20 protein-coding genes are annotated in these 20,509 nt (G+C 74.4%); 11 read left to right on the forward strand and 9 right to left on the reverse strand.

What is annotated here, in order from left to right; all coding sequences use genetic code 11:
* The first annotated feature begins 36 nt into the window (after positions 1-36).
* Positions 37-1,008: an ABC transporter substrate-binding protein gene (locus tag OG556_RS15310; RefSeq protein WP_371517518.1), complete on the forward strand. Its 972-nt coding sequence runs from the start codon at positions 37-39 to the stop codon at positions 1,006-1,008.
* On the opposite strand, the gene OG556_RS15315 is transcribed toward OG556_RS15310, so the two are convergent.
* On the reverse strand, positions 971-1,804 hold the full coding sequence (locus OG556_RS15315) for a DUF6597 domain-containing transcriptional factor (protein ID WP_371517519.1): 834 nt from the start codon (positions 1,802-1,804) through the stop codon (positions 971-973). The genes OG556_RS15310 and OG556_RS15315 overlap by 38 nt on opposite strands.
* Before the next feature lie 101 nt (positions 1,805-1,905).
* On the opposite strand from OG556_RS15315, the gene OG556_RS15320 reads away from it, so the two are divergent.
* Positions 1,906-2,349 carry a MarR family winged helix-turn-helix transcriptional regulator gene (locus OG556_RS15320; protein WP_371517520.1) on the forward strand — a complete coding sequence of 148 codons (444 nt, stop codon included), beginning with the start codon at positions 1,906-1,908 and terminating at the stop codon, positions 2,347-2,349.
* A gap of 62 nt (positions 2,350-2,411) precedes the next feature.
* Positions 2,412-3,296, forward strand: coding sequence for an IS982 family transposase (locus OG556_RS15325; RefSeq protein WP_331744010.1), 885 nt, complete (start codon positions 2,412-2,414; stop codon positions 3,294-3,296).
* Between the two features lie 19 nt (positions 3,297-3,315).
* Here the strand turns inward: OG556_RS15325 and OG556_RS15330 are convergent, their stop codons facing one another.
* The gene (locus tag OG556_RS15330; RefSeq protein WP_371517521.1) at positions 3,316-4,749 is read right to left on the reverse strand and encodes an MFS transporter; all 1,434 of its coding nucleotides are present in this window, start codon (positions 4,747-4,749) and stop codon (positions 3,316-3,318) included.
* 234 nt (positions 4,750-4,983) lie between these two features.
* Between OG556_RS15330 and OG556_RS15335 the strand changes: the two genes are divergently transcribed.
* Positions 4,984-5,589 carry a TIGR03086 family metal-binding protein gene (locus tag OG556_RS15335; protein WP_371517522.1) on the forward strand — a complete coding sequence of 202 codons (606 nt, stop codon included), beginning with the start codon at positions 4,984-4,986 and terminating at the stop codon, positions 5,587-5,589.
* Positions 5,590-5,622: 33 nt separating this feature from the next.
* On the opposite strand, the gene OG556_RS15340 is transcribed toward OG556_RS15335, so the two are convergent.
* A complete protein-coding gene (locus OG556_RS15340; protein WP_371517523.1) occupies positions 5,623-6,501 on the reverse strand; it encodes a LysR family transcriptional regulator in 879 nt (292 codons plus the stop codon).
* A gap of 70 nt (positions 6,502-6,571) precedes the next feature.
* Here OG556_RS15340 and OG556_RS15345 point away from each other — a divergent pair, with 70 nt between their 5' ends.
* On the forward strand, positions 6,572-6,730 hold the full coding sequence (locus tag OG556_RS15345) for a nuclear transport factor 2 family protein (protein ID WP_371517524.1): 159 nt from the start codon (positions 6,572-6,574) through the stop codon (positions 6,728-6,730).
* A gap of 14 nt (positions 6,731-6,744) precedes the next feature.
* The gene (locus tag OG556_RS15350) at positions 6,745-6,933 is read left to right on the forward strand and encodes a hypothetical protein (RefSeq protein ID WP_371517525.1); all 189 of its coding nucleotides are present in this window, start codon (positions 6,745-6,747) and stop codon (positions 6,931-6,933) included.
* 104 nt (positions 6,934-7,037) lie between these two features.
* Here OG556_RS15350 and OG556_RS15355 read toward each other — a convergent pair whose 3' ends face one another.
* Entirely contained in the window at positions 7,038-7,688 is a 651-nt protein-coding gene (locus OG556_RS15355) for a hypothetical protein (protein WP_371517526.1), read from the reverse strand.
* A 102-nt stretch (positions 7,689-7,790) separates the two neighbouring features.
* Between OG556_RS15355 and OG556_RS15360 the strand changes: the two genes are divergently transcribed.
* On the forward strand, positions 7,791-8,525 hold the full coding sequence (locus OG556_RS15360; RefSeq protein ID WP_371517527.1) for a TetR/AcrR family transcriptional regulator: 735 nt from the start codon (positions 7,791-7,793) through the stop codon (positions 8,523-8,525).
* On the opposite strand, the gene OG556_RS15365 is transcribed toward OG556_RS15360, so the two are convergent.
* A complete protein-coding gene (locus OG556_RS15365) occupies positions 8,422-9,459 on the reverse strand; it encodes a hypothetical protein (protein ID WP_371517528.1) in 1,038 nt (345 codons plus the stop codon). The two genes, OG556_RS15360 and OG556_RS15365, sit on opposite strands and share 104 nt — an antisense overlap.
* A gap of 160 nt (positions 9,460-9,619) precedes the next feature.
* Between OG556_RS15365 and OG556_RS15370 the strand changes: the two genes are divergently transcribed.
* A complete protein-coding gene (locus OG556_RS15370; protein ID WP_371517529.1) occupies positions 9,620-12,121 on the forward strand; it encodes a helicase-associated domain-containing protein in 2,502 nt (833 codons plus the stop codon).
* A 20-nt stretch (positions 12,122-12,141) separates the two neighbouring features.
* Here the strand turns inward: OG556_RS15370 and OG556_RS15375 are convergent, their stop codons facing one another.
* Complete coding sequence (locus tag OG556_RS15375; RefSeq protein ID WP_280678786.1) at positions 12,142-12,393, reverse strand: hypothetical protein; 252 nt, start codon at positions 12,391-12,393, stop codon at positions 12,142-12,144.
* 189 nt (positions 12,394-12,582) lie between these two features.
* On the opposite strand from OG556_RS15375, the gene OG556_RS15380 reads away from it, so the two are divergent.
* Complete coding sequence (locus OG556_RS15380) at positions 12,583-14,220, forward strand: DNA repair helicase XPB (protein WP_063348223.1); 1,638 nt, start codon at positions 12,583-12,585, stop codon at positions 14,218-14,220.
* A gap of 284 nt (positions 14,221-14,504) precedes the next feature.
* The gene (locus tag OG556_RS15385; RefSeq protein ID WP_371517530.1) at positions 14,505-16,556 is read left to right on the forward strand and encodes an AAA family ATPase; all 2,052 of its coding nucleotides are present in this window, start codon (positions 14,505-14,507) and stop codon (positions 16,554-16,556) included.
* A 58-nt stretch (positions 16,557-16,614) separates the two neighbouring features.
* On the opposite strand, the gene OG556_RS15390 is transcribed toward OG556_RS15385, so the two are convergent.
* The 3 genes from OG556_RS15390 to OG556_RS15400 are packed head-to-tail and all read right to left on the reverse strand — an operon-like array spanning position 16,615 to position 18,737.
* Complete coding sequence (locus OG556_RS15390) at positions 16,615-17,301, reverse strand: copper homeostasis protein CutC (RefSeq protein ID WP_371517531.1); 687 nt, start codon at positions 17,299-17,301, stop codon at positions 16,615-16,617.
* 57 nt (positions 17,302-17,358) lie between these two features.
* Positions 17,359-18,357, reverse strand: coding sequence for a hypothetical protein (locus OG556_RS15395; RefSeq protein ID WP_371517532.1), 999 nt, complete (start codon positions 18,355-18,357; stop codon positions 17,359-17,361).
* The gene (locus OG556_RS15400; protein WP_350877446.1) at positions 18,354-18,737 is read right to left on the reverse strand and encodes a PadR family transcriptional regulator; all 384 of its coding nucleotides are present in this window, start codon (positions 18,735-18,737) and stop codon (positions 18,354-18,356) included. Before OG556_RS15400 ends, OG556_RS15395 begins: the two co-directional genes overlap by 4 nt.
* A gap of 182 nt (positions 18,738-18,919) precedes the next feature.
* On the opposite strand from OG556_RS15400, the gene OG556_RS15405 reads away from it, so the two are divergent.
* Complete coding sequence (locus OG556_RS15405) at positions 18,920-20,494, forward strand: IS1182 family transposase (RefSeq protein ID WP_371522715.1); 1,575 nt, start codon at positions 18,920-18,922, stop codon at positions 20,492-20,494.
* The last annotated feature ends 15 nt before the right edge of the window (positions 20,495-20,509 follow it).

The raw sequence follows: 20,509 nt of genomic DNA on the forward strand, positions 1-20,509 counted from the left end.
GCGCGCCCCCGAAGCCTCACCGCCCGAGGACCGCCGATGCACCGGATCGCCCGCCGTTCGTTCCTCGCCGGTCTCGGCGGGGCCGCGCTCGTGGCCTGCACGACCGGGCGGTCGGCGCCGCCGACCGCCGACGGCCTGGGCGCGTCCGCCTCGCCCACCCCGGTGCCGCCGGTCACGGTGGACGCGGCCACCGGGCCGGTGCTGGTGCCGGGCGAGCCGCTGCGGGTGATCGTCCTCGACACGGACGTGCTGGACTCCGCGCTGACCCTCGGCATCACCCCGGTGGGCGCCGCGCTGCCGGCCGCCGACATCCGGTTCCCGAGCTACTGGCCGGCCTCCCGGGTCGCCGGGATCCACCGGGTCGGCCTGGCCGGCGCCCCGGACCTGGTCGCGATCCGGGCGCTGCGGCCGGACCTGATCCTCTCCAACCAGGCGCGCGACGGCGACCGCTACGACCAGCTGCGGGAGATCGCGCCGACCGTGCTCACCCAGACCACCGGCGCGCCGTGGAAGGCCGACTTCCAGGTGCACGCCCAGGCGTTGAGCCGGGAGGCCGCGGCGGCGGCCTTCGTCGCCTCCTACCAGCGGCACGCCAACCAGGTGGTGCAGGCCCTGTCGACGGCGAAGGCGTCCGGCCGGAAGGTGAGCCTGGTGCGGTTCGTGGAGGGCGGCGGGATCCGGCTGTTCGGGAAGCAGAGCTTCCCCGGGATCGTGCTGTCGGACGCCCAGGTGGGGCGGCCGGACGCGCAGAACGTCGACCAGTCCGACGTCGAGATCCCGCTGGACCAGATCGCCAAGGCGGACGGCGACCTGCTGCTGTACGCCACCTTCGGCGACCAGGGCCTGGCCGACACCAACGCCGTGCTGGAGAGCCCGGGTTGGCAGGCGCTGGAGGTGGTCAAGGCGCACCGGGCGTTCCCGGTGGACGACCAGCTGTGGTTCCAGGGGATCGGGTACACCGGCGCCAACTTCATGCTGGCCGAGCTGCAGCGCTTCCTGGAGGCCTGACCCGCCGCGCGGCCTCGGCGTAGCGGGCCGGGGAGGTGCCGACGGCGGCCGTGAAGTCACGGGTGAGATGGGCCTGGTCGGCGTAGCCGAGTTCGGCCGCGAGCGCCGCCAGGTCCAACGCGCCGCCCGCGTCGGCGCGTTCGGCGGCCTCGTGGAGGCGGGCACGGCGCAGCACCCACTTCGGGGAGGCGCCGACGTACTCGGCGAACAGCCGCTGGAGCCGGCGGACGGTGAGGCCCGACTCCCGCGCCAGGTCGTCGACCCGGCACAGGTCGGGGGTGCCGGTGATCCGCTCCACCATGGCGGCGACCTCCTGCGCGACCGGGTCGGGCGCGGGCAGCCGGGGCAGCAGGAAGGCGTCCACGAGGGCGGCCTGGTCCCGCATCCGTTCGCCGAGGACGTCCTCGTTCAGCCGGTCCGCCTCCGGGCCGAAGTAGGCGGCCGCGGGCACCGACCGGTCCGCGAGCCCGGCCACCGGGTGCCCGGCGAACGAACGGAACGCGCCCGGCAAGAACTTCACGCCCAGCGCGTGCCCGGCGCCCTCCAGGCGGCGGACGAAGAGCGACCGGTCGACCCCGTAGACGCGGGCCCGCGGGGCCTCGAAGACCAGGTGCACGTTCGGGTGGGCGAGCACCTTCTGCTCGTACGGGGGCCGGCCGCGCAGGTCCCAGCGGACCAGCCAGTAGAACTCGACGAAGCGCGCCACGGCGGGGGCGGGCGCGAGCCGCTCCACCCTGATCGCCTCCGCCGCGCGGGCGGGGTGGAGCACGCCGCGTCCGAGGTCGGGAGAGTCCATACCCGCCAGGCTAGGGCCTGTCCGGCATGGACTCTCCGGGCCCGCGACGCCCGGGTTCCGGCGCCGGTGGGGACGGCTGCACCCTGCCATAAGCTGGCGCGGTGAGTAGCGAACCGGCCCCGCCCGAGGACACCGCCGTCGAGCTGATGCGCGCGATGACGCGGCTGCGGGCACGGCTGCGCACCGAGGCCCCGATCGACGACCTGCCGTGGAACTGGTCGCACCTGACCACCCTGCACCGCGTCGTGCAGCAGGGCCCGGCGACCGTGACCGAACTCGCCCAGGCCGAGCACGTGCGCCGCCAGTCCATGGCGGAGACCGTGGCCGCGCTGCGGGCCGGCGGCCTGGTCAGCGCCGCCAAGGACCCGAACGACGGGCGCAAGTCCCTCTTCAGCGCGACCCCGGCCGGAGCCGACCTGTGCGAGCGGATCCCGGCGGCGCGGGAGGCGTGGCTGGCCGAGGTGATCGGCTCCACCCTCCGGGCCGGCGAGCGCAAGACGCTCGACCGGGCCGCCGAGATCATGAACCGCCTGGCGGACAGCTAGATGAATGAGTCCGATTGTTGGGTTGGCCGCGACCATGACGAAGGGTGCCCGTTGGTTGGTTTGTGAAGACGAACCTGGACACCCTTCTGACGGCACTGTACGTGTTCATCGACGATCACATGGCCCCTCGTCACCGGATCGGGCGACCTCCGAGGCTCTCGGATGCGGAACTGCTGTGCCTGGCTGTGGCGCAGGTACTGCTCGGCTTCCCGTCGGCGAGGCACTGGCACCGCTTCGCGAGTGGCCGGCTGCGGCACCTGTTCCCGTACCTGCCGGGGCAGTCCGGCTACAACAAGCGTCTGAACGCGGCCGGCCCGCTCATCCCGCAGGTCGTCGGCGCACTGGCCCGGCAGGTGCCGACCTGGCACGACGACCTGCGGCTGATCGACTCCACGCCGCTGCCCTGCGCGGCCTCCCGTGAGACGGTCAAGCGCTCGGCCCTGGCCGGCACCGCCGGGTACGGCTACTGCGCCAGTCACTCCCGCTTCTTCTGGGGTCTGCGGCTCTACCTGTTGACCACGGCCGAGGGCATGCCGGTCAGCTGGTGCCTGGCCAACCCGAAACTCGGCGAGCGCGAGGTCATGGAGGCCATGCTCGGCCGTGACCGACACCTCGTGCGCCGGGGCCAGGTGATCCTCGGCGACAAAGGCTTCGCCGGAGCCGCGTTCGAGGCCTTCGTCACCGACGAGCTCGGCGCGCACCTGGTCCGGCCCGACCGCAAGGGCGAGCCTGCCCGATTCGGCAGGCTCGCCCGCGTCCGCCAGTGGATCGAGGCGGTCATCGACACCCTCAAGGGCCAGCTCAGTCTCGAACAGCACGGCGCACGAACCGAGGCCGGCGTCTTCGCCCGCACCGGTCAACGCCTGCTCGCCCTCGCCGCCGCGATCTGGCACAACTGGAACACCGGCGCCGCGCTCAAGCGCTCACTCATCGCCTATGACCACTGAGGACATCGGACTCATTCATCTAGGGGCTCTCTTTCGGATCACGCCGGGCGAGTCGGCGGTCGCAGACGGTCAGGACGAGGAGGAGGGCGGAGATCGCGACCAGCACCCAGGCGATGGAGTGCAGGCCGGCGTCGCCCACCCGGTCGTGGAAGGCGGTGCCGGTGATCGCCGCCGAGGCGATGGAGCCGAGGTAGCCGAAGGTGCGCAGCAGTCCGGAGGCGGTGCCGACCGTCGCGGCGGGGGCCTCCTGGTAGAGGACGGTCTGGTTGGCGATCGCCCCGGCGCCGGAGGTCAGGCCGAACACCGCGCTGACGGCGACGACCGCCGCCATCGGGGTGCCGCCGCCGACGAACAGCACGGCCACCGCGCCGAGCAGCAGCAGCACCGCGCAGGCGATCAACGGCAGCCGCACGCCCGTCCGTCGTGCCACCACCCGGGCGGTCACGGCGCTCAGGACGCCCATCGGCATCAGCGCCAGGCCTGCCTGGTAGGCGGACAGCCCGCGGGCCGCCTCCAGCCACTGGGTGAGCCCGTAGAGGATCACGTACGTCCCCATCAGCGTCAGGCCGTTGCGCACGTAGGTGCGGGTCAGGGCCCCGTTGGAGGCGAGCAGCCGGACGTCGAGGAACGGGTGGGCGGCGCGCAGTTCCCAGCCGACCAGCACGGCGGCGAGGACGAGGGCGGCGGCGAGCGCGGGCCAGTCCGGGCGCGGCAGGGCGGAGAGGAAGACCATCAGGGCGGCCAGCGAGCCGCCGAAGCCCAGCATGCCGGTCAGGTCGAGGCGGGAGGCGAGGGCGCGGGGTGAACCGAGGCGCACCGGGTCGGGGTCCGGCGCGATCCCCACCACGGCCAGGACCAGGGCGACGGCGGCGACCGGAATGTTGATCCAGAAGGCGGTCTGCCAGCCGAACCAGCCCACCAGCAGCCCGCCGAGGGCGGGGCCGACGGCGACGGTGGCGGCGCCGGTGATCGCCAGGCCGCCGAGCACCCCGCGCGGCGGGGTCCGGTACCCGGCCTGTTCGGCGCGGCGGCGGATCAGCAGCATCGCGGCCGGGTAGCCGGCCGAGGTGCCCGCGCCGATCAGCACCCGGGCCGCGATCAGGGCGGCCATCGAGTGGGCCAGCGTGCCGACGATCCCGGCCGCGAAGACGAGCACGATGCCGGCGACGAAGATCCGTCGGGGCCCGAACTCCTCGGCGAGCCGCCCGGCGGCGGGCTGGGCCAGTGCGCTGGTGAGGTACAGGCAGGAGATCAGGACGGCGGTGTCCCCGACGGGGAGGTGCAAGGCGGCCGCGATGGCCACCAGTGCGGTCGCGATGATCGAGCTGTTGACCGGGTTGAGCGAGGCCCCCAGGTACAGCGGGGCCACGAAGCGCGGGCCGAAGGGGTTGCCGGCGGGCGCCGGGGTCGTGGCCGCTGACGGTGGGGTGCGGGTGTCGCCGGGGAGAGGCATGCCGGGTTCCTTCCGCTTCCTCCGGGACCTCTGCGACGGGGCGGGCCTGCTGGGGAGATCCCGGCGGAGATAGGCAGGCTACCTGCTGAACATTAGCAGGCAGCCTGCCTATTTTGAAGTGTTCGCCGCAGTCGGGGCGGGCCGCCGCGAGCCCCGTCCCGACGCCCCTAGTCAGGGCGCCGGCCGTCGCGTTTCTTCAAGACCCGGCGGCCCCGACCGGCGCAGGATCGGGGCATGAACGATCACCCGACCCCGGACACCCACCCGCTGCACCCCCTGCTGGCCCGCGCCGCCGCGGCCGCCGCCCGCGTCGCCGACGGCGTCCCGGCGGACCACCCGCTGGACGGCCCGACGCCCTGCACGGACTTCGACGCCCGCGCCCTCGTCAACCACTGGGTGCTCTACACCTCGCACGGCCTGGAGCACCGGGCCCGCCGCGCCGAACTGCCCAAGGCGCTGGTCGACCACGACTTCACCGCCGACCCCGGCTGGCCCGCCGCCTACGCGGCCCAGCTGGACCGCGCCGTGGCGGCCTGGGCCGACCCGGCCGCCTGGGCGGGGGACGTCGACCTCGGCGGCTCCCCGGCACCGGCGGAGGGCGTCGCCCGGATGCTGATCGCGGAGCTCGTCCTGCACGGCTGGGACGTCGCCCGGGCGACCGGCGGTCCGATCGGGATCGACGAGGAGCTCGCGCGGCTGGTGCTGGAGGTCGTCGAGGAGAACGCCGAGCTGTACCGCCAGTACGGCGGCTTCGCCGCCCCGGTGGCGGTGCCGGACGGTGCCCCGGCGCTGGACCGCGCGCTGGCCGCCTCCGGGCGCGATCCGCGCTGGAGCGCGTGAGCGGCTGAGCGGGCCGGCCGGTCGGTCAGGCCCTCAGCCCGTCGCCCGCAGGGACGCGCGGAGCCGGGCGTGCAGCAGGCGCACGGCCGGGGAGTGCCGGCCGGGCCGGGCGGCCAGGCCGAGGCAGGCCCGGACCGGCGCATCGGCGACGGGGACGGTCCGCAGGCCCTCGCCGGCGGCGGAGGAGGGGCTGAGGACGGCGACGCCGGCGCCACGTTGGGCGAGCCGGAACAGCGTGGCCGGGGAGCTGGCGTCGATGTCCACCCGCGGGTCGAGGCCGAGTTGCAGGCAGGAGTGCTCGTAGGCGGCGCGGATGCCGGTGCCCGGGGAGAGGCAGAGGATCTTCTCGGACGCGAGGTCGGCGAGCCGGACGGAGGGGCGGTCCAGCCGGTGGCCGACGGGGACGACGGCGGCGATCGGCTCGTCGACGACGACGGTGACGTCCAGACCGGGGCCGGCCTCCTTGGCGAAACCGATCAGCGCGAGGTCGAGGGCCCCGGAGAGGACCTGCGCCTGGAGCAGCTCGGAGTGGCCCTCGTGCAGGCTCAGTTCGATGCCGGGGTGGGTGCGACCGAGGTCGGCGACGACGTCGAGGAACGGCGGGATCGCGCACCCCATGATCATCCCGAGCCGGACGCGGCCGCGGACGGCGTCGGCGAACTCGGCGGCGGTGTGCTGGATGGCTTCGAGGGTGGCGAGGGCGTCCTTGGCCAGCGGCAGGACGGCCTCGCCGGCGGGGGTGAGGCGGACCCGGCGGCCGGAGCGGTCGAGGAGCAGCTGGCCCAGCTCGCGTTCCAGCTTGCCGACCTGGGTGCTGATGCCGGACTGGCTCACGTGCAGGCGGGTCGCGGCGGCGGTGAAGGAGCCCTCGTCGACGACGGCCGCGAAGTAGCGCAGCTGGTGCATCTCCATAACCAGTGATGATAGCTGGGATCTGATCCATCTGTTGGACGGATGGCGGAGTGCTCGGAAGGATGGAGGCATGACGACGACGAAGACTGCGCGTGAGATTTCCGAGACCTACTTCGCGGCCTGGCAGGCGGGCGACTTCGAGACGCTGCGGGGGTTGCTGGCGGAGGACGTCGACTTCGTGGGGCCGCTGGCCACGGTGTCGGGGGCGGAGGACGCCCTGGCCGGCTGAAGGGGCTCGGGCAGGTGCTGGAGAAGATCGAGGTGCACGCCCGGGTGGCCGAGGGGGACGACGTGGTCACCTGGTTCGACCTGCACACGAGCATCGCGCCGCCGGCGCCGACGGCGAACTGGAGCCACGTAGAGAACGGGCGGATCACCCGGATCCGGGTGGCCTTCGACCCGCGGGAGCTGCTGGCGGGCTTCGCCCGCTGAGCGGATTCCACACCACGCGGCCGGGCCGAGGAGCTCCGGGCCAAGCGGTCCGGCCCGCCGAGCCGGGTGATCCAGCCCGGCGGGCCGGATCGCGGCGGGCCCGGCTACCGACGCGCCGGCCGGCCGCGAACCGCCCAGGCCGCCGCGCCGAGGGCGAAGCCGTAGACCGCCACCAGGCCGTGCCCGTTGTCCTGGGCGAGCCACATGGCGAGGCCCAGCACCGGGACGCCTGCGGCCAGTGCGCGCTCCTTGGGCAGGCGGGTGCGGGTGAGGAAGGCGAGGGCCAGGGTGGCGCCGAGGAAGTAGGTGGCGCCGGAGCTGCCGGCGAAGTTGCGGGGGTCGGTGCTGGGGCCGTCGCCGAAGCCGAGCAGGTCGTCGATCCGGCCGGGCAGCAGGATGCCCGCGAGGAAGAGGGCGAGGGTGAGCGGGCCGCCCCAGTACCACTGGGCGAGCGCGGCGACGGCGGCGAGGGTGGCGAGGTTCCACAGTCCGCCGCCGAGGCCGCCGTTCTGCATGAAGACCGAGGTGAACTCGCGCCACCAGCCGGACTTGGCGGGGTCGGCGTCGAGCGCGTCCATGGCGCCGGACCAGAGCAGTTGGAGCAGCACGCCGCCGACGGCGAGCGCGGTCAGGGCCACCGCCGCCCACGGGATCGGCCGCCCCCGCAGCGTGTCCCGGCCGACCACGCCGAGCCCGCAGTTGACCATCATGACCATCAGCGCGGCCGTGGTCACGTTGAACAGGATCGCCCCCATGACTGCCCCTCCCCCATCGCATTCCAACACCGTTCGAAAACCGGGCAGGGCAAAGCTAACACAGTTTTCGAACGGTGTTGGAAAACGTTGTACGGTGGAGCCATGAAGCTCACCAAGGAGCGCATCGTCGATGCGGGCATGGCCGTCTTCGCGGAGGTCGGCTACCACAACCTGTCCATGCGCCAGGTCGCCGACCGCCTCGACGCCCACGCCGGCAGCCTCTACTACCACGTGCGTGGCAAGGAGGAGTTGCTCACCCTGATGGCCGACCGCGTCTGCCGACAGGCCTACGACACCGGCACCGCGACCCTCGCCGCCCTCCCCCCCGACGCCACCTGGCGGGACCGGGTCGAGGCCCAGGCCGCCACCCTGCGCCGCAGCATCCGGCAACACCCCGGCGGCGCACTGCTCCTCGCCGAGAGCCCCGGTGTCCTCAGCTCCGGCGGCCTCTCCCTGATGGAACGCCTGCTGCGCACCCTCCTCGACGCCGGCCTGCCCACCGTCCACTGCGGCATCGCCGCCGACATCCTGCTCAGCCACGTCACCGGCTTCGTCCTCCAGGAACAGAACCAGCCGGCGGCCCCACCGCCCGTCAGCGCCGAGCTCTACGCCGACCTGTGCGCGCAGTTCCCGCTGATCATGGGCGAGTTGATCCCCCGGATCGGCCAGGACGAGAAGTTCACCCAGAGCATCCGACTGCTCTGCACCGGCTTCGCCGCCCTCGTCCCGGGCGTCAGCCCTGCTGCGGCGGACGACGGCGCAGGCTCAACAGCAGCAGCACCACCGCCGACAGCACCGCCGACAGGCGCAGCACGCCCGGGGCCGCCGACCAGCTGATCTGACTGAACTGCGCGCCGGCCTGCACGCCCGCGCCGCCCTGGGCGCCCGGCTTGGCCTGCATGGCGTGCAGGGTGGCCGCGCTCATCGTGATCAGCGGAATCCCGAGGATGACGAACTTGCGCATCAGATCGGAGAGTTGGCGGGACAGGTAGCCGAGGGCCCAGCCGACCAGCATGGCCGGGAAGAAGCTCATGGCGGCGCCGCCGATCAGCAGCCCGCAGGAGAGCAGCACCAGCAGGGACGGCCGCCGGGCCCCGAGGCCCGCGCCCGCGCCCGCACTTGCGCCCGCACCGGCACCGGCATCGGCCTGGCCGGCGGGGGCGGGGGCGGCCGGCTGCGCCTTCGCCTTCCCCCCGGCGGCGGCCGCCCTCCACTTGGCCTTGCGCTGCTTCTTCCCCTTCGCCGAGGCCGCCGCAGCCGCCCCAGACCCAGCCCCAGCCCCAGCCCCCGCCGGATCGGCGGCCTGCGCACCCGCCGCTCCCGCCCCGCCCCCGGCGCGCTGCTCGGGGATCGGCTTCGGCGGAGCCTGCGGCGCGTCCGAGAAGTTGAGCAGCACCAGATCCCAGCCGTTCGCGCCGGAGCTGTACACCTGGGGCGGCGGGATGGAGCCCGGATCGTCCTCGGGCCCGTCGAGAGGCGGCTTGTCCAGCTGTACGGGCGGCGCCCCGGCCCCCGGGGCGCGCGGCGTCCGGGGCGGGTCCAGCGGCACCGACGGGCTCCCGCCGCCCGGCGCCGCCGTGTCGTACACGCTGTCCCCGTCGGAGGCACCGGACGGACCGGACGCACCGGAGGCGCCGGACGCACCCGAACCGCCCGAACCGCCCTTGTCGCCGGCGGCACCGGAGCCGGCGGACCCGCCGGAGGCCCCCTCCCCGCCCCCCGAACGGCCGCTCCACGGCCCACTCCTGCGCCACCACTCGCCGTCCGTCATCACCGACACCCCGCCTCGCGCCCGAACCCCGGCCCACCGAACCACCCTCGGCCGTGACGCTACCCACCCCGCCCCCGCGCGCGCGAGTCCTGAGGGCCGGTCCACCACGGGCCGCCGCACGGACACCCCGCCGTCCGCCCGCCCGACTAACCTAGGTCGAATGACCACACAGCAGGGCCCTCAACGCCAGGGCAGGTCCGCCGCCGGCCCCCGCACCCTCGCCGAGGAGTTGCGCGCCCGCCCCGACGACGCGATCGCCGCCCTGCTCCGCTCCCGCCCCGACCTGCTCAACCCCGTCCCCGGCGACCTCACCCAGCTGTCCGCCCGGCTCTCCTCCCGCGCCTCGGCGCTGCGCGCCCTGGAGCGCCTGGACCGCTTCACCCTGCAGGTCGCCGAGGTCCTGGCCACCGCTCCGGACGGCACCGGCCTGGCCACCGTCCGCACCCTGCTGACCGGCCCGGCCAAGGTCAAGCCGCACCCCGGCGCGACCCCGCTGACGCCCGCCGACCGGTCCGCCGTCGCCGCCGCCCTCCCCCGGGCGATCGCCACCCTGCGCGACCGGGCCCTGCTCTGGGGCCCGGACAACGGCCTGCGGCTGGTCCTCGCCGTCCGCGAGGCACTCGCCCCGACGGCCGCCAACCCCGGTCGCACCGGCCTCGGCCCGACCCTCTCCGACGCGACCGTCGGGATGTCCCCGGCCCGGCTGCAGCAGCTGCTCGCCTCCGCCGGGCAGCCCGCCACCCCGGACCCGGTCACCGCCGTCGATGCGCTCGCCTCCCTGCTGAACGACCGCGCCCGCTGCGCGGCGCTGCTCGACACCGCCCCCGAGGCCGCGCTGCGGCTGCTGGAACGGCTGGTCTGGGGGCCGCCGACCGGCACCGTCCCGGACGCCACCCGCCCGGTCACCGCCGAGGACGCGCAGAGCCCCGTCGAGTGGCTGCTCGCCCGCGGGCTGCTGCTGCCCAGCGGGCCGGGCAGCGTCGTCCTGCCGCGCGAACTGGCCCTGCACCTGCGCGGCGGCCGCACCCACCGCGCCGTCGAGCCGGTCCAGCCCGAGCCCGCCCCGGCCGCCGCCCCGCGCGATCCACAGGCTGTGGACGGCGCGGCGGCCGGCCAGGCCCACACCGCCGTCAAGACCGTCGAGGAACTCCTCGACGCCTGGGGCCTCACCCCGCCGCCCACGCTGCGCGCCGGCGGCCTCGGCGTCCGCGACCTCAAGCGCACCGCGCAGGCCCTGGAGACCACCGAGCAGCAGGCCGCCTTCTGGCTCGAACTCGCCTACGCCGCCGGACTGCTGGCCCCCGACGGCGAGGCCGACGAACGCTGGGCCCCGACCCCGGCCTACGACGGCTGGCTCCAGCGGGACACCGCCGAACGCTGGTCCGTCCTCGCCGCCGCCTGGCTCGCCGCCACCCGCGTCCCCGCCCTCACCGGCACCCCGGACGGCAAGGGCAAGCCGCGCGCCGCCCTCGGGCCCGAGCTCGACCGCACCCTCGCCCCGTCCGTCCGCCGCGCCACCCTCGCGCTGCTCGCCGAGCTCCCGCCCGGCACCCCCGCCACCGCCGCCGAACTCCTGCCCACCCTGCGCTGGCAGCGCCCGCTGCGCGGCGGCCCGACCGGCCCGGACGGCCACGAGCTGCGCGACGACCTCGCCGCCTGGACCCTCGCCGAGGCCGAACTCCTCGGCGTCACCGGCCGCGGCGCCCTCGCCGCCCCCGCCCGCGCCCTGCTCACCGCCGAAGCCGACCCGGCCGAGGTGCTCGCCCCGCTGCTGCCGCAGCCGCTCGACCACGTGATCCTGCAACCGGACCTCACCGCGATCGCCCCCGGCCCGCTGCTCACCCCGCTCGCCCAGGCCCTCGCGCTGTGCGCCGACATCGAGTCCAAGGGCGGCGCCACCGTCTACCGCTTCACCCCGGTGTCCGTCCGCCGCGCCCTCGACGCCGGACGCACCGCCGCCGACCTGCGGGCCTTCCTGGAGCAGCACTCCCGGACGCCCGTCCCGCAGCCGCTCGCCTACCTGATCGACGACGTCGCCCGCCGGCACGGCATCCTGCGGGTCGGCGCCGCCTCCTCCTACCTGCGCTGCGACGACCCGTCCCTGCTGAACGAGGTCCTCGCCGACCGCCGCTCCGCCGACCTGCGGCTTCGGCTGCTCGCCCCCACCGTCCTCGCCGCCCAGGCCGCCCCGGACGTCCTGCTCGCCGCCCTGCGCACGATGGGCTACGCCCCGGCCGCCGAGTCCGCCGAGGGCGACGTCCTGATCACCCGCCAGGACAGCCACCGCACCCCGCCCCGCACCGCCCCCGCGCCCGTCCCGGACGGCCCGCCGACCCCGGACGACACCCTGCTCGCCGCCGCCATCAAGGCCATCCGGGCCGGCGACCGCGCCGCCACCGTCAACCGCCGGGACTCCACCCCCGACCCGCGCCAGCTGCCCCGCACCGCCGCCGCCGAGACCCTCGCGGCCCTGCAGACCGCCGTCCTGCTCGGCGAACGGATGTGGATCGGCTACCTCAACGCCGAGGGCATCGCCAGCCAGCGGATCATCGACCCGGTCAAGGTCGAAGGCGGCTTCGTCACCGCCTTCGACCACCACGCCGACGAGCTCCGCACCTTCGCCCTGCACCGCATCACCGGCGTCGCGGAGCTCGACGAGTAACCCCGGCGACAGGGCCGGGCTCAGTGCCCCTGCGACTCCTTCATCTTCTCCTTGACGGCCTTGTCCGCCAGGCTGCCGATCTCCCCCTGTCCGACCGGCAGCGAGCCGCCGCCGACCTGGTCGGCGATCAGGAATCCGGGCGCTGCGAGCAGCCCGCCGGGCCCCTCCCCGATCCCCGCGAGGGCGTGCGCGGAGCCGGCGGACGAGGCGGTGGCCGCGAAGGCCGTGCCCATCAGGGCGAGAGCGGTGAGAACGCGCTTCGACTTCTTCATGACCGGCTCAACGAGCGATGCGCACCGTGGTCACCCGGCGCCGCCGCCCGGAGCGCGGGCGCGCTCACCCGTACGAACGGAAGGTGCCCGCTCCCGTTCGGAAGGAGCCCGACCACGTTCGCCGCGGAATGCGCGACACTGGAGGGTCTGCGTCAATCCAGCCTGTCAGCCAGTGGAGGGCTTCCCCGCGTGAACGACGGACCGCTCATCGTCCAGAGCGACAAAACTCTTCTCCTGGAGATCGATCACCCCAAGGCCGCCGAGTGCCGCCGCGTCATCGCGCCGTTCGCCGAGTTGGAGCGCGCCCCCGAGCACGTGCACACGTACCGGGTGACACCGCTCGGGCTGTGGAACGCGCGGGCGGCCGGGCACGACGCCGAGCAGGTGGTCGACGCCCTGGTGACGTACTCGCGCTACCCGGTGCCGCACGCGCTGCTGGTGGACGTGGCGGACACCATGGGCCGCTACGGGCGGCTCCAGCTGCTCAAGCACCCGACGCACGGGCTGGTGCTCGCCACCACCGACCGGCCGGTGCTGGAGGAGGTGCTGCGCTCCAAGAAGATCGCCCCGCTGGTCGGCGCCCGGGTCGACCCGGACACGGTGGTGGTGCACCCCTCCGAGCGCGGCCAGATCAAGCAGGTGCTGCTCAAGCTCGGCTGGCCGGCCGAGGACTTCGCCGGGTACGTGGACGGCGAGGCGCACCCGATCGAGCTGGACGAGGACGGCTGGCGGCTGCGCCCGTACCAGGCGCAGGCCGTCGAGGGCTTCTGGCACGGCGGCTCGGGCGTCGTGGTGCTGCCCTGCGGCGCCGGCAAGACGCTGGTCGGCGCGGCCGCGATGGCGCACGCCAAGTCGACGACGCTGATCCTGGTCACCAACACCGTCTCGGCCCGCCAGTGGAAGCACGAGCTGGTCAAGCGCACCTCGCTCACCGAGGAGGAGATCGGCGAGTACAGCGGGACGCGCAAGGAGATCCGCCCGGTCACCATCGCCACCTACCAGGTGATGACCACCAAGCGGAAGGGCGCCTACGCGCACCTGGAGCTGTTCGACGCCCGCAACTGGGGCCTGGTGGTCTACGACGAGGTGCACCTGCTGCCGGCGCCGGTGTTCAAGTTCACCGCCGACCTCCAGGCCCGCCGCCGCCTGGGCCTGACCGCGACGCTGGTGCGCGAGGACGGCCGTGAGGGCGACGTGTTCAGCCTGATCGGGCCCAAGCGCTTCGACGCGCCGTGGAAGGAGATCGAGGCGCAGGGCTACATCGCGCCCGCCGACTGCTGCGAGGTGCGGGTCACCCTGACCGACTCGGAGCGCCTGGCCTACGCCACCGCCGAGCCCGAGGAGCGCTACCGCTTCTGCGCCACCACGGCGACCAAGCGGCGGGTGGTGGAGGCGCTGGTGAAGAAGCACGAGAAGGACCAGACGCTGGTCATCGGCCAGTACATCGACCAGCTGGACGAGCTCGGCGAGGTGCTGGACGCGCCCGTGATCAAGGGCGAGACCAGCAACGCCCAGCGCGAGAAGCTGTTCGAGGCGTTCCGCAACAAGGAGATCGGCGTCCTGGTGGTCTCCAAGGTCGCGAACTTCTCGATCGACCTGCCCGAGGCCACCGTGGCCATCCAGGTCTCCGGGACGTTCGGCTCCCGCCAGGAGGAGGCCCAGCGCCTGGGCCGCGTCCTGCGTCCGAAGGCGGACGGCCACTCGGCGCACTTCTACTCGGTGGTCGCCCGGGACACCGTGGACCAGGACTTCGCCGCCCACCGGCAGCGCTTCCTGGCCGAGCAGGGCTACGCGTACCGCATCATCGACGCGGACGACGTGCTGTAGGACGTGCGGCAGGCGCGTGGCGGTGCCCGGAACGGTGCCGCCGTCGCGCACGTCCTGCGGCCCGTACGGGGGCCGGGACCTGCGGGCCCGGGAGCTGCGGGGCTGGAACCCCGGGGCGCACGGGTCTAGGATCGTCCGTCTGCCCCCTCCCGAACCGTGGTACCTGCTGAAGTCGCGCAGGCAGCCGGGGGAGGCGCCGACCGCACGGCAACCGGTCGGCCGTACCCACCGTGAGCTCCATCGATCCGCTGCGCCCGCTTCCGGCGCAGCCGGGAAGGTTCGCTGTGCCCGCCACCCCCACCACCGACCCCCTCCAGCGCGAACGCGACCACCTGGCCGCGTCCCGGTCCGCGCTGCGAGCGATGCGCGAGGACGTCCAGTCGCTGGACCTGCGCGACGTGACCGGCACCTGGGTGTCCGCCGCCGTCCTCCAGAACCAGATCGAGGCCCGGATCGCCGCCCTCGCCGACCTCTCGCACACCCCGCTGTTCTTCGGCCGCCTGGACTACCTGCACACGATCAGCGAGGAGCTGAGCGAGGGAGGAGGCGGGGAGAGCTTCTACATCGGGCGCCGGCACGTCCACGACGCCGACGGCGACCCGATGGTGATCGACTGGCGCGCGCCGGTCTCCCAGCCGTTCTACCGGGCCAGCCGCACCGAGCCGCTGGACGTCGAACGCCGCCGCCGCTTCGGCTACACCGGCGGCGAGCTCACCGCCTACGAGGACGAGCACCTGAGCGACCCGGCGGAGGCCGACACCGCCTCCGCCCTGCTCGCCGCCGAGATCGAGAAGCCCCGCGTCGGCCCGATGCGCGACATCGTCGCCACCATCCAGCCCGAGCAGGACGAGATCGTCCGCTCCGACGTGACGGGCACCATCTGCGTCCAGGGCGCCCCCGGCACCGGGAAGACGGCCGTGGGCCTGCACCGCGTCGCGTACCTGCTGTACGCGCACCGCGAGCGCCTCGCCCGGACGGGCACGCTGGTGATCGGGCCGAACAACGCCTTCCTCTCCTACATCGAGCAGGTGCTCCCGGCCCTGGGCGAGCTGGACGTCAACCAGGCGACCGTGCAGCAGCTGGTCGGGCACGTCGAGGTGCGCGGCGAGGACGACCCGCAGGCGGCCCGGCTGAAGGGCGACGCCCGGATGGCCGAGGTGCTGCGCCGGGCGGTGCGCGCGGGCATCACGCTGCCCACCGAGCCCTGCGTGGTGGTCCGCGGCTCCCGCCGCTGGCGCGTCCAGGTGCACGAGCTCACCGCGATCATCGAGGAGTTGAAGAGCCGCGAGGTGCGCTACGGCGCCGCCAGGGACGCCCTGCCGCAGCGGATCGCGCACACCGTGCTGCTGAAGATGGAGCAGTCCGGCGAGGCCCCCGACGACCGGGTGCAGGACGCGGTGGCCCGCAACGCCGCGGTCAAGGCGGTCGCCAAGGAGTGCTGGCCGGCCGTCGACCCGGCGAAGCTGGTGCTGCGGCTGCTCTCCGACCCGGAGTTCCTGGCCGCCTGCGCGGAGGGCGTGCTGACCCCGGAGGAGCAGCAGGCGGTGCTGTGGCCCAAGCCGGGCCGCTCGGTGAAGACGGCCCGCTGGACGCAGGCCGACGCCGTCCTGGTCGACGAGGCGACGGACCTGGTGCAGCGCACCCCCTCGCTCGGGCACGTGGTGCTGGACGAGGCGCAGGACCTCTCCCCGATGCAGTACCGCGCGGTCGGCCGCCGCTGCACGACCGGCTCGGCGACCGTCCTCGGCGACCTCGCCCAGGGCACCACCCCGTGGGCGACGGCGAGCTGGCCGGACGCGCTGCGCCACCTGGGCAAGCCGGACGCCCACGTCGAGGAGCTGACCAAGGGCTTCCGGGTGCCGGAGGAGGTCATCGCGTACGCCTCCCGGCTGCTCCCGGCGATCGCCCCGGGCCTGGCCCCGGCGACCTCCGTCCGCGACGCCCCCGGCTCGCTGACGATCCGCCACCTCCCGGACGCGGAGGCCGCGCCCGCCGTCGTGGCGGCCTGCCGCGAGGCGCTGGAGCACGAGGGCTCGACCGGGCTGATCGCCGCCGACGCCCGGATCCCGATGCTCGCCGAGGCGCTGACCGCGGCCGGCCTGCCGTACCTGTCCCCGGGCGCCGAGACCAGCGCCGAGGCCCGGCTGACGCTCGTCCCGGCCTCGCTGGCCAAGGGTCTGGAGTACGACTACGTGGTGCTGGACGAGCCGGCCGCGGTGATCGCGGGCGAGCCGGACGAGCGGACCGGCCTGCGGCGGCTGTACGTGGCGCTCACCCGTGCCGTCTCGGGCCTGACGGTGCTGCACGGCGAACCGCTGCCCGCGCAGCTGCGCTGAGGAACCGGGCGGCGGGGGCCGGCCCCGACCGGGACCGGCCCCCGCCCTCCGCGCGCGCTCAGGCGTCGATCAGCGCCCGCCACTCGGCGACCTTGGCCGCGTCCACCGGCGTCCGCCAGCCGTCGACCCGCACCGCACCGCCGACGTGGAAGCCGTCGAAGCCCTCGGCCCGCAGCCCCTTCAGGTGTTCGGCCCGCAGGCCGCCGCCGATCAGGATCCGCTGCCCGTACCCGGGCTCGCCCGCGCGGGCCAGCTCCGCCAGCAGCACCTCGTACCCGGCGTCGACGCCGGCGGGTGCGCCCGAGGTGAGGAAGGTGTCCAGCCCGGGCAGCGCGCCGACGGCGGCCCGCAGGGCGGCCCGGTCGGTGCTGTGGTCGATCGCCCGGTGGAAGGTCCAGCGGCAGCCGGCCACCGCCTCGGCGACGGCGGCGGTGGCGGCCAGGTCGACGGCGCCGTCGGCGTGGAGGAAGCCGAAGACGAACTCCTCGGCGCCCTCGGCCCGCAACGCGGCGGCCCGGGCGGCCAGTTCGTCCAGGTCGCCGGGCGCGAAGCCGTCCCGGATCCGGAGCATGACGCGCAGCGGGATGTCGACGGCGGCCCGGATCCGGGCGAAGTCCTCGACGGACGGGGTGAGCCCGTCCGCGGCCATGTCGGTGACCAGTTCGAGCCGGTCGGCGCCGCCCGACTCGGCAGCCTGGGCGTCCTGGGGCGTCAGCGCGATGACTTCGAAAATTGGTCTAGACATATCAGTAGGTTGCCACATCCGGCCGGGCCCGGCGAGCCCTTCTCCCCACCCCCCGGGTCACGCCAGGCTGCGCCCCTTCCCGGAGTCCCCGCCGAACCATCCGCCGAACCGTCCGCCGAACCCGTCGCCGGTCCCGATCCGGCGCATCGCCACCGCGGCCGCCACCAGGAGCAGCAGCACCGGCGCCGCCATCGGCAGCACGTGCCAGAACCCGCGGCCCTCGCGCCAGATGTTGAACAGGCCCGCGAACATCGTCAGCGACAGCACCGCGACCCCGACGGCCGCCGGCAGCACCCGGCCGCGCAGCGCGGTGAAGGTCAGCAGCAGCGGCCCGATCAGCAGCACCGCGAACCACTGCATGTCCAGCGGGAAGGTGGAGTCGCCCCAGCGCTGGACCGCCACCAGCACCCCGCCCCCGAGGACCGAGGCCAGCGCCAGCCCGCCGGAACGCCAGGAGGCCCTGGGCAGCAACTCCGTCGGCGCCGCGGCCACCACCAGCGCCCCCAGCACGAACGGCATGGTGGACACGCTGCTGTCCCCCACCCCCCAGAGGTCGAATTCCTGCGGCAGCACGACGGCCTGCGCCAGCACGAACAGCGCGGAGACGGCCTGGACCAGCGAGATGACCCGCACCGCCGTCCAGCGCCCCGTCACGACGGCCACCGCGAGCAGCAGCGCGATCACCGGCGGCGCGATGGTCAGCGCGTACGTGCTGTACGAGGTGTCCCAGGTCAGCCGGTGGGCGGCCCGCTCCGCATCGCTCACCCACGGCACCAGCGCCGCACCGGCCAGCGCCCCGGCGACCATCGGCGCGGCCAGCGCGAGCACCCGCCCGGCCAGCGAGGAGCCGGTCAGCCCGAGCCGCACCCGCAGCCCGTACGCGGCCAGGTCGATCGCCTCACGGACGACGGCCGAGCGGCCCGCCTCCGCCGTGGTGTCGGCGAACACCGCGGCCAGTTCCTCGCCGCGCTCCCGGCGGTAGCGCGGCGGGTAGAACTGCAGCGCCGCCCGCAGCACGGTCGACGGCGTCCCGATCGCCGGCGTGGTCATCGTCATGCGAAGAACCCCCTCATCGTCGACTTCCCCTCCGGCTCCGGCTTGCCCTGCAGCGCCGACAGGACGTTCGCGAGGCGGCGCTCCGCCTCGGTGGCGACGGCCCGCAGCCGCTCCGCCTCGGAGGCCAGCGCCTCCCGGCCGACGCTGGTCAGCGCGTAGCTGCGCCGCGCCCGCCCGTCCACGACCTCTTCCGCGGCGACCTCGATCAGCCCCTGCTGGAGCAGCCGGTCGAGGGCGCCGTACAGGGTGCCGGTGCGCATCTTGACCCGGCCCTCGGAGATGGCGGCGATCTCCTGGATGAGGGCGTAGCCGTGTCTCGGGGCGTCCGCCAGGGCGGTGAGCAGCAGCAGCGTCGGCTCCTGCATCGAGCGTTCAGTCATACGACTACATATATCGCCAACCTACCTATAGGTCCAGTACTCCCGCCGCCCGGTCCACGACGCGGACCACGAGCGGGCTGAAAGCGGACCAGGCGCAGGCCGGACGCCGGCTAGAAGGCTGATGAAGATGTTGGGTTCTGGCCCCGCCGCGTGAGCGGCGGGGCCAGACTTGTGTTGTGGCGATGGGGGAATGGTCCGGAGAGACTGTCGGGCCGGATGTCTGGGAGACCTGCGGGGACCTGATTCCGGCAGGGAGTGTGTTCGCGTTCCTGGCCGAGCATCGCGGCCGGCTGTTTCCTGCGGTGATGTTCGCGGACATGTACCCGTCGGCGAACGGCCGCCCGAGCATGCCGCCCCAGATCCTGGCAGCCGCGATCACTCTTCAGGCCCTGCACGGGCTCTCGGACTTCGAGACGGTCCAGGAACTGCGCTGCGACCTGCGGTGGAAGGCAGCGTGCGGACTCGGCCTGCACGACACCGCGTTCGATTCCTCACTCCTGGCCTACTTCCGCCGCCGCCTGGCCCGCTCCGCCCGACCGAACCGCGTGTTCGAGGCCGTGCGGGAGGTGGTGAAGGCGACCGGGGTCCTCAAGGGCAAGCACCGCCGGGCGCTGGATTCCACCGTGCTGGACGACGCGGTCGCCACCCAGGACACCGTGACCCAGCTGATCGCCGCCGTGCGGGCGGTGATCCGCGAGGTCCCCGGCGCCGACGCGGTCGCCACCCGCCACTGCACCGCACACGACTACGCCGACCCGGGCAAGCCCCGCATCGCCTGGAACGACGCCCAGGCCCGCGCCGACCTCGTGGACGCCCTGGTCGGCGACGCGCTGTTGCTGCTCGGGCACCTGCCCGAGCAGCAACTCGGCGAGAAGGCCGCCACTGCGGTCGGCCTGCTGGCCCTGGTCGCCGGACAGGACGTCGAGCCCGCCGACGACTCCGACGGCCGTGACGGCCGCTGGCGCATCACCCGGGGCACCGCACCTGACCGGATCGTCTCCACCGTCGACCCCGACGCCCGACACGTCCACAAGACCCGCACCCACTACCAGGACGGATACAAGGCCCACCTCGCCATCGAGCCCGAGACCACGATCTACACCGAGGTCGAGCTCACCCCGGGCGCAGGACCCCGGCACCACGAAGCCGCCGTCGCCGAGAGCCTGCTCGCGGGCGAGGACGAGCCGGTGGACGCGTTCGGCGACACCGCCTACTCCACCGGGGGCGCCCGCCAGGCCCTCGGCGACGCAGGACACCGCCTGTTCTTCAAGCCCGCCCCTCAACGACCCGCCATCGCGGGCGGTTTCATCCTCGACGACTTCCGGATCGACACCGCCGGCGGGACGGTCACCTGCCCCGCCGGCCGCACCCTCCCGCTCTCACCCGACCGCGGCCCCGACACACCCCGCTCGGCGGCCTTCGGTGACCGCTGCACCGGCTGCCAGCTCCGCGAGCGGTGCACCGCCTCCAAGACCGGCAGGACCCTTCGGATCCAACCCGGCTACGACCTCCAGCACACCGCCCGCCGACAAGCCGCCGACCCCGCCTGGCAAGCCGCCTACCGCCGATGGCGACCCCCGGTCGAACGAGCCGTGGCCTGGCTCGTCGGACACCGAAGCCGCCGCCTGCGCTACCGAGGAACCATCAAGAACAACACCTGGCTCCACACCCGCGCAGCCGCCCTCAACCTGCGAACCCTGGTCAACCTCGGACTCGCCCACAACGGCACGACCTGGCAAATCCAGGCCACCACCTGACGGCACGGCCCGGAT

Origin of the sequence: Kitasatospora sp. NBC_01300, from assembly GCF_041435235.1 — a bacterium.
Classification (GTDB): domain Bacteria; phylum Actinomycetota; class Actinomycetes; order Streptomycetales; family Streptomycetaceae; genus Kitasatospora.

Bases quoted from the DNA above. Each gene is read 5' to 3' on its own strand.
- OG556_RS15330 (WP_371517521.1), bottom strand. From the start codon at position 4,749: ATGCCTCTCCCCGGCGACACCCGCACCCCACCGTCAGCGGCCACGACC.
- OG556_RS15355 (WP_371517526.1), bottom strand. From the start codon at position 7,688: ATGGGGGCGATCCTGTTCAACGTGACCACGGCCGCGCTGATGGTCATG.
- OG556_RS15400 (WP_350877446.1), bottom strand. From the start codon at position 18,737: ATGACTGAACGCTCGATGCAGGAGCCGACGCTGCTGCTGCTCACCGCC.
- OG556_RS15345 (WP_371517524.1), top strand. From the start codon at position 6,572: ATGACGACGACGAAGACTGCGCGTGAGATTTCCGAGACCTACTTCGCG.
- OG556_RS15335 (WP_371517522.1), top strand. From the start codon at position 4,984: ATGAACGATCACCCGACCCCGGACACCCACCCGCTGCACCCCCTGCTG.
- OG556_RS15360 (WP_371517527.1), top strand. From the start codon at position 7,791: ATGAAGCTCACCAAGGAGCGCATCGTCGATGCGGGCATGGCCGTCTTC.
- OG556_RS15390 (WP_371517531.1), bottom strand. From the start codon at position 17,301: ATGTCTAGACCAATTTTCGAAGTCATCGCGCTGACGCCCCAGGACGCC.
- OG556_RS15375 (WP_280678786.1), bottom strand. From the start codon at position 12,393: ATGAAGAAGTCGAAGCGCGTTCTCACCGCTCTCGCCCTGATGGGCACG.
- OG556_RS15370 (WP_371517529.1), top strand. From the start codon at position 9,620: ATGACCACACAGCAGGGCCCTCAACGCCAGGGCAGGTCCGCCGCCGGC.
- OG556_RS15405 (WP_371522715.1), top strand. From the start codon at position 18,920: ATGGGGGAATGGTCCGGAGAGACTGTCGGGCCGGATGTCTGGGAGACC.
- OG556_RS15310 (WP_371517518.1), top strand. From the start codon at position 37: ATGCACCGGATCGCCCGCCGTTCGTTCCTCGCCGGTCTCGGCGGGGCC.
- OG556_RS15315 (WP_371517519.1), bottom strand. From the start codon at position 1,804: ATGGACTCTCCCGACCTCGGACGCGGCGTGCTCCACCCCGCCCGCGCG.
- OG556_RS15395 (WP_371517532.1), bottom strand. From the start codon at position 18,357: ATGACGATGACCACGCCGGCGATCGGGACGCCGTCGACCGTGCTGCGG.
- OG556_RS15365 (WP_371517528.1), bottom strand. From the start codon at position 9,459: ATGACGGACGGCGAGTGGTGGCGCAGGAGTGGGCCGTGGAGCGGCCGT.
- OG556_RS15340 (WP_371517523.1), bottom strand. From the start codon at position 6,501: ATGGAGATGCACCAGCTGCGCTACTTCGCGGCCGTCGTCGACGAGGGC.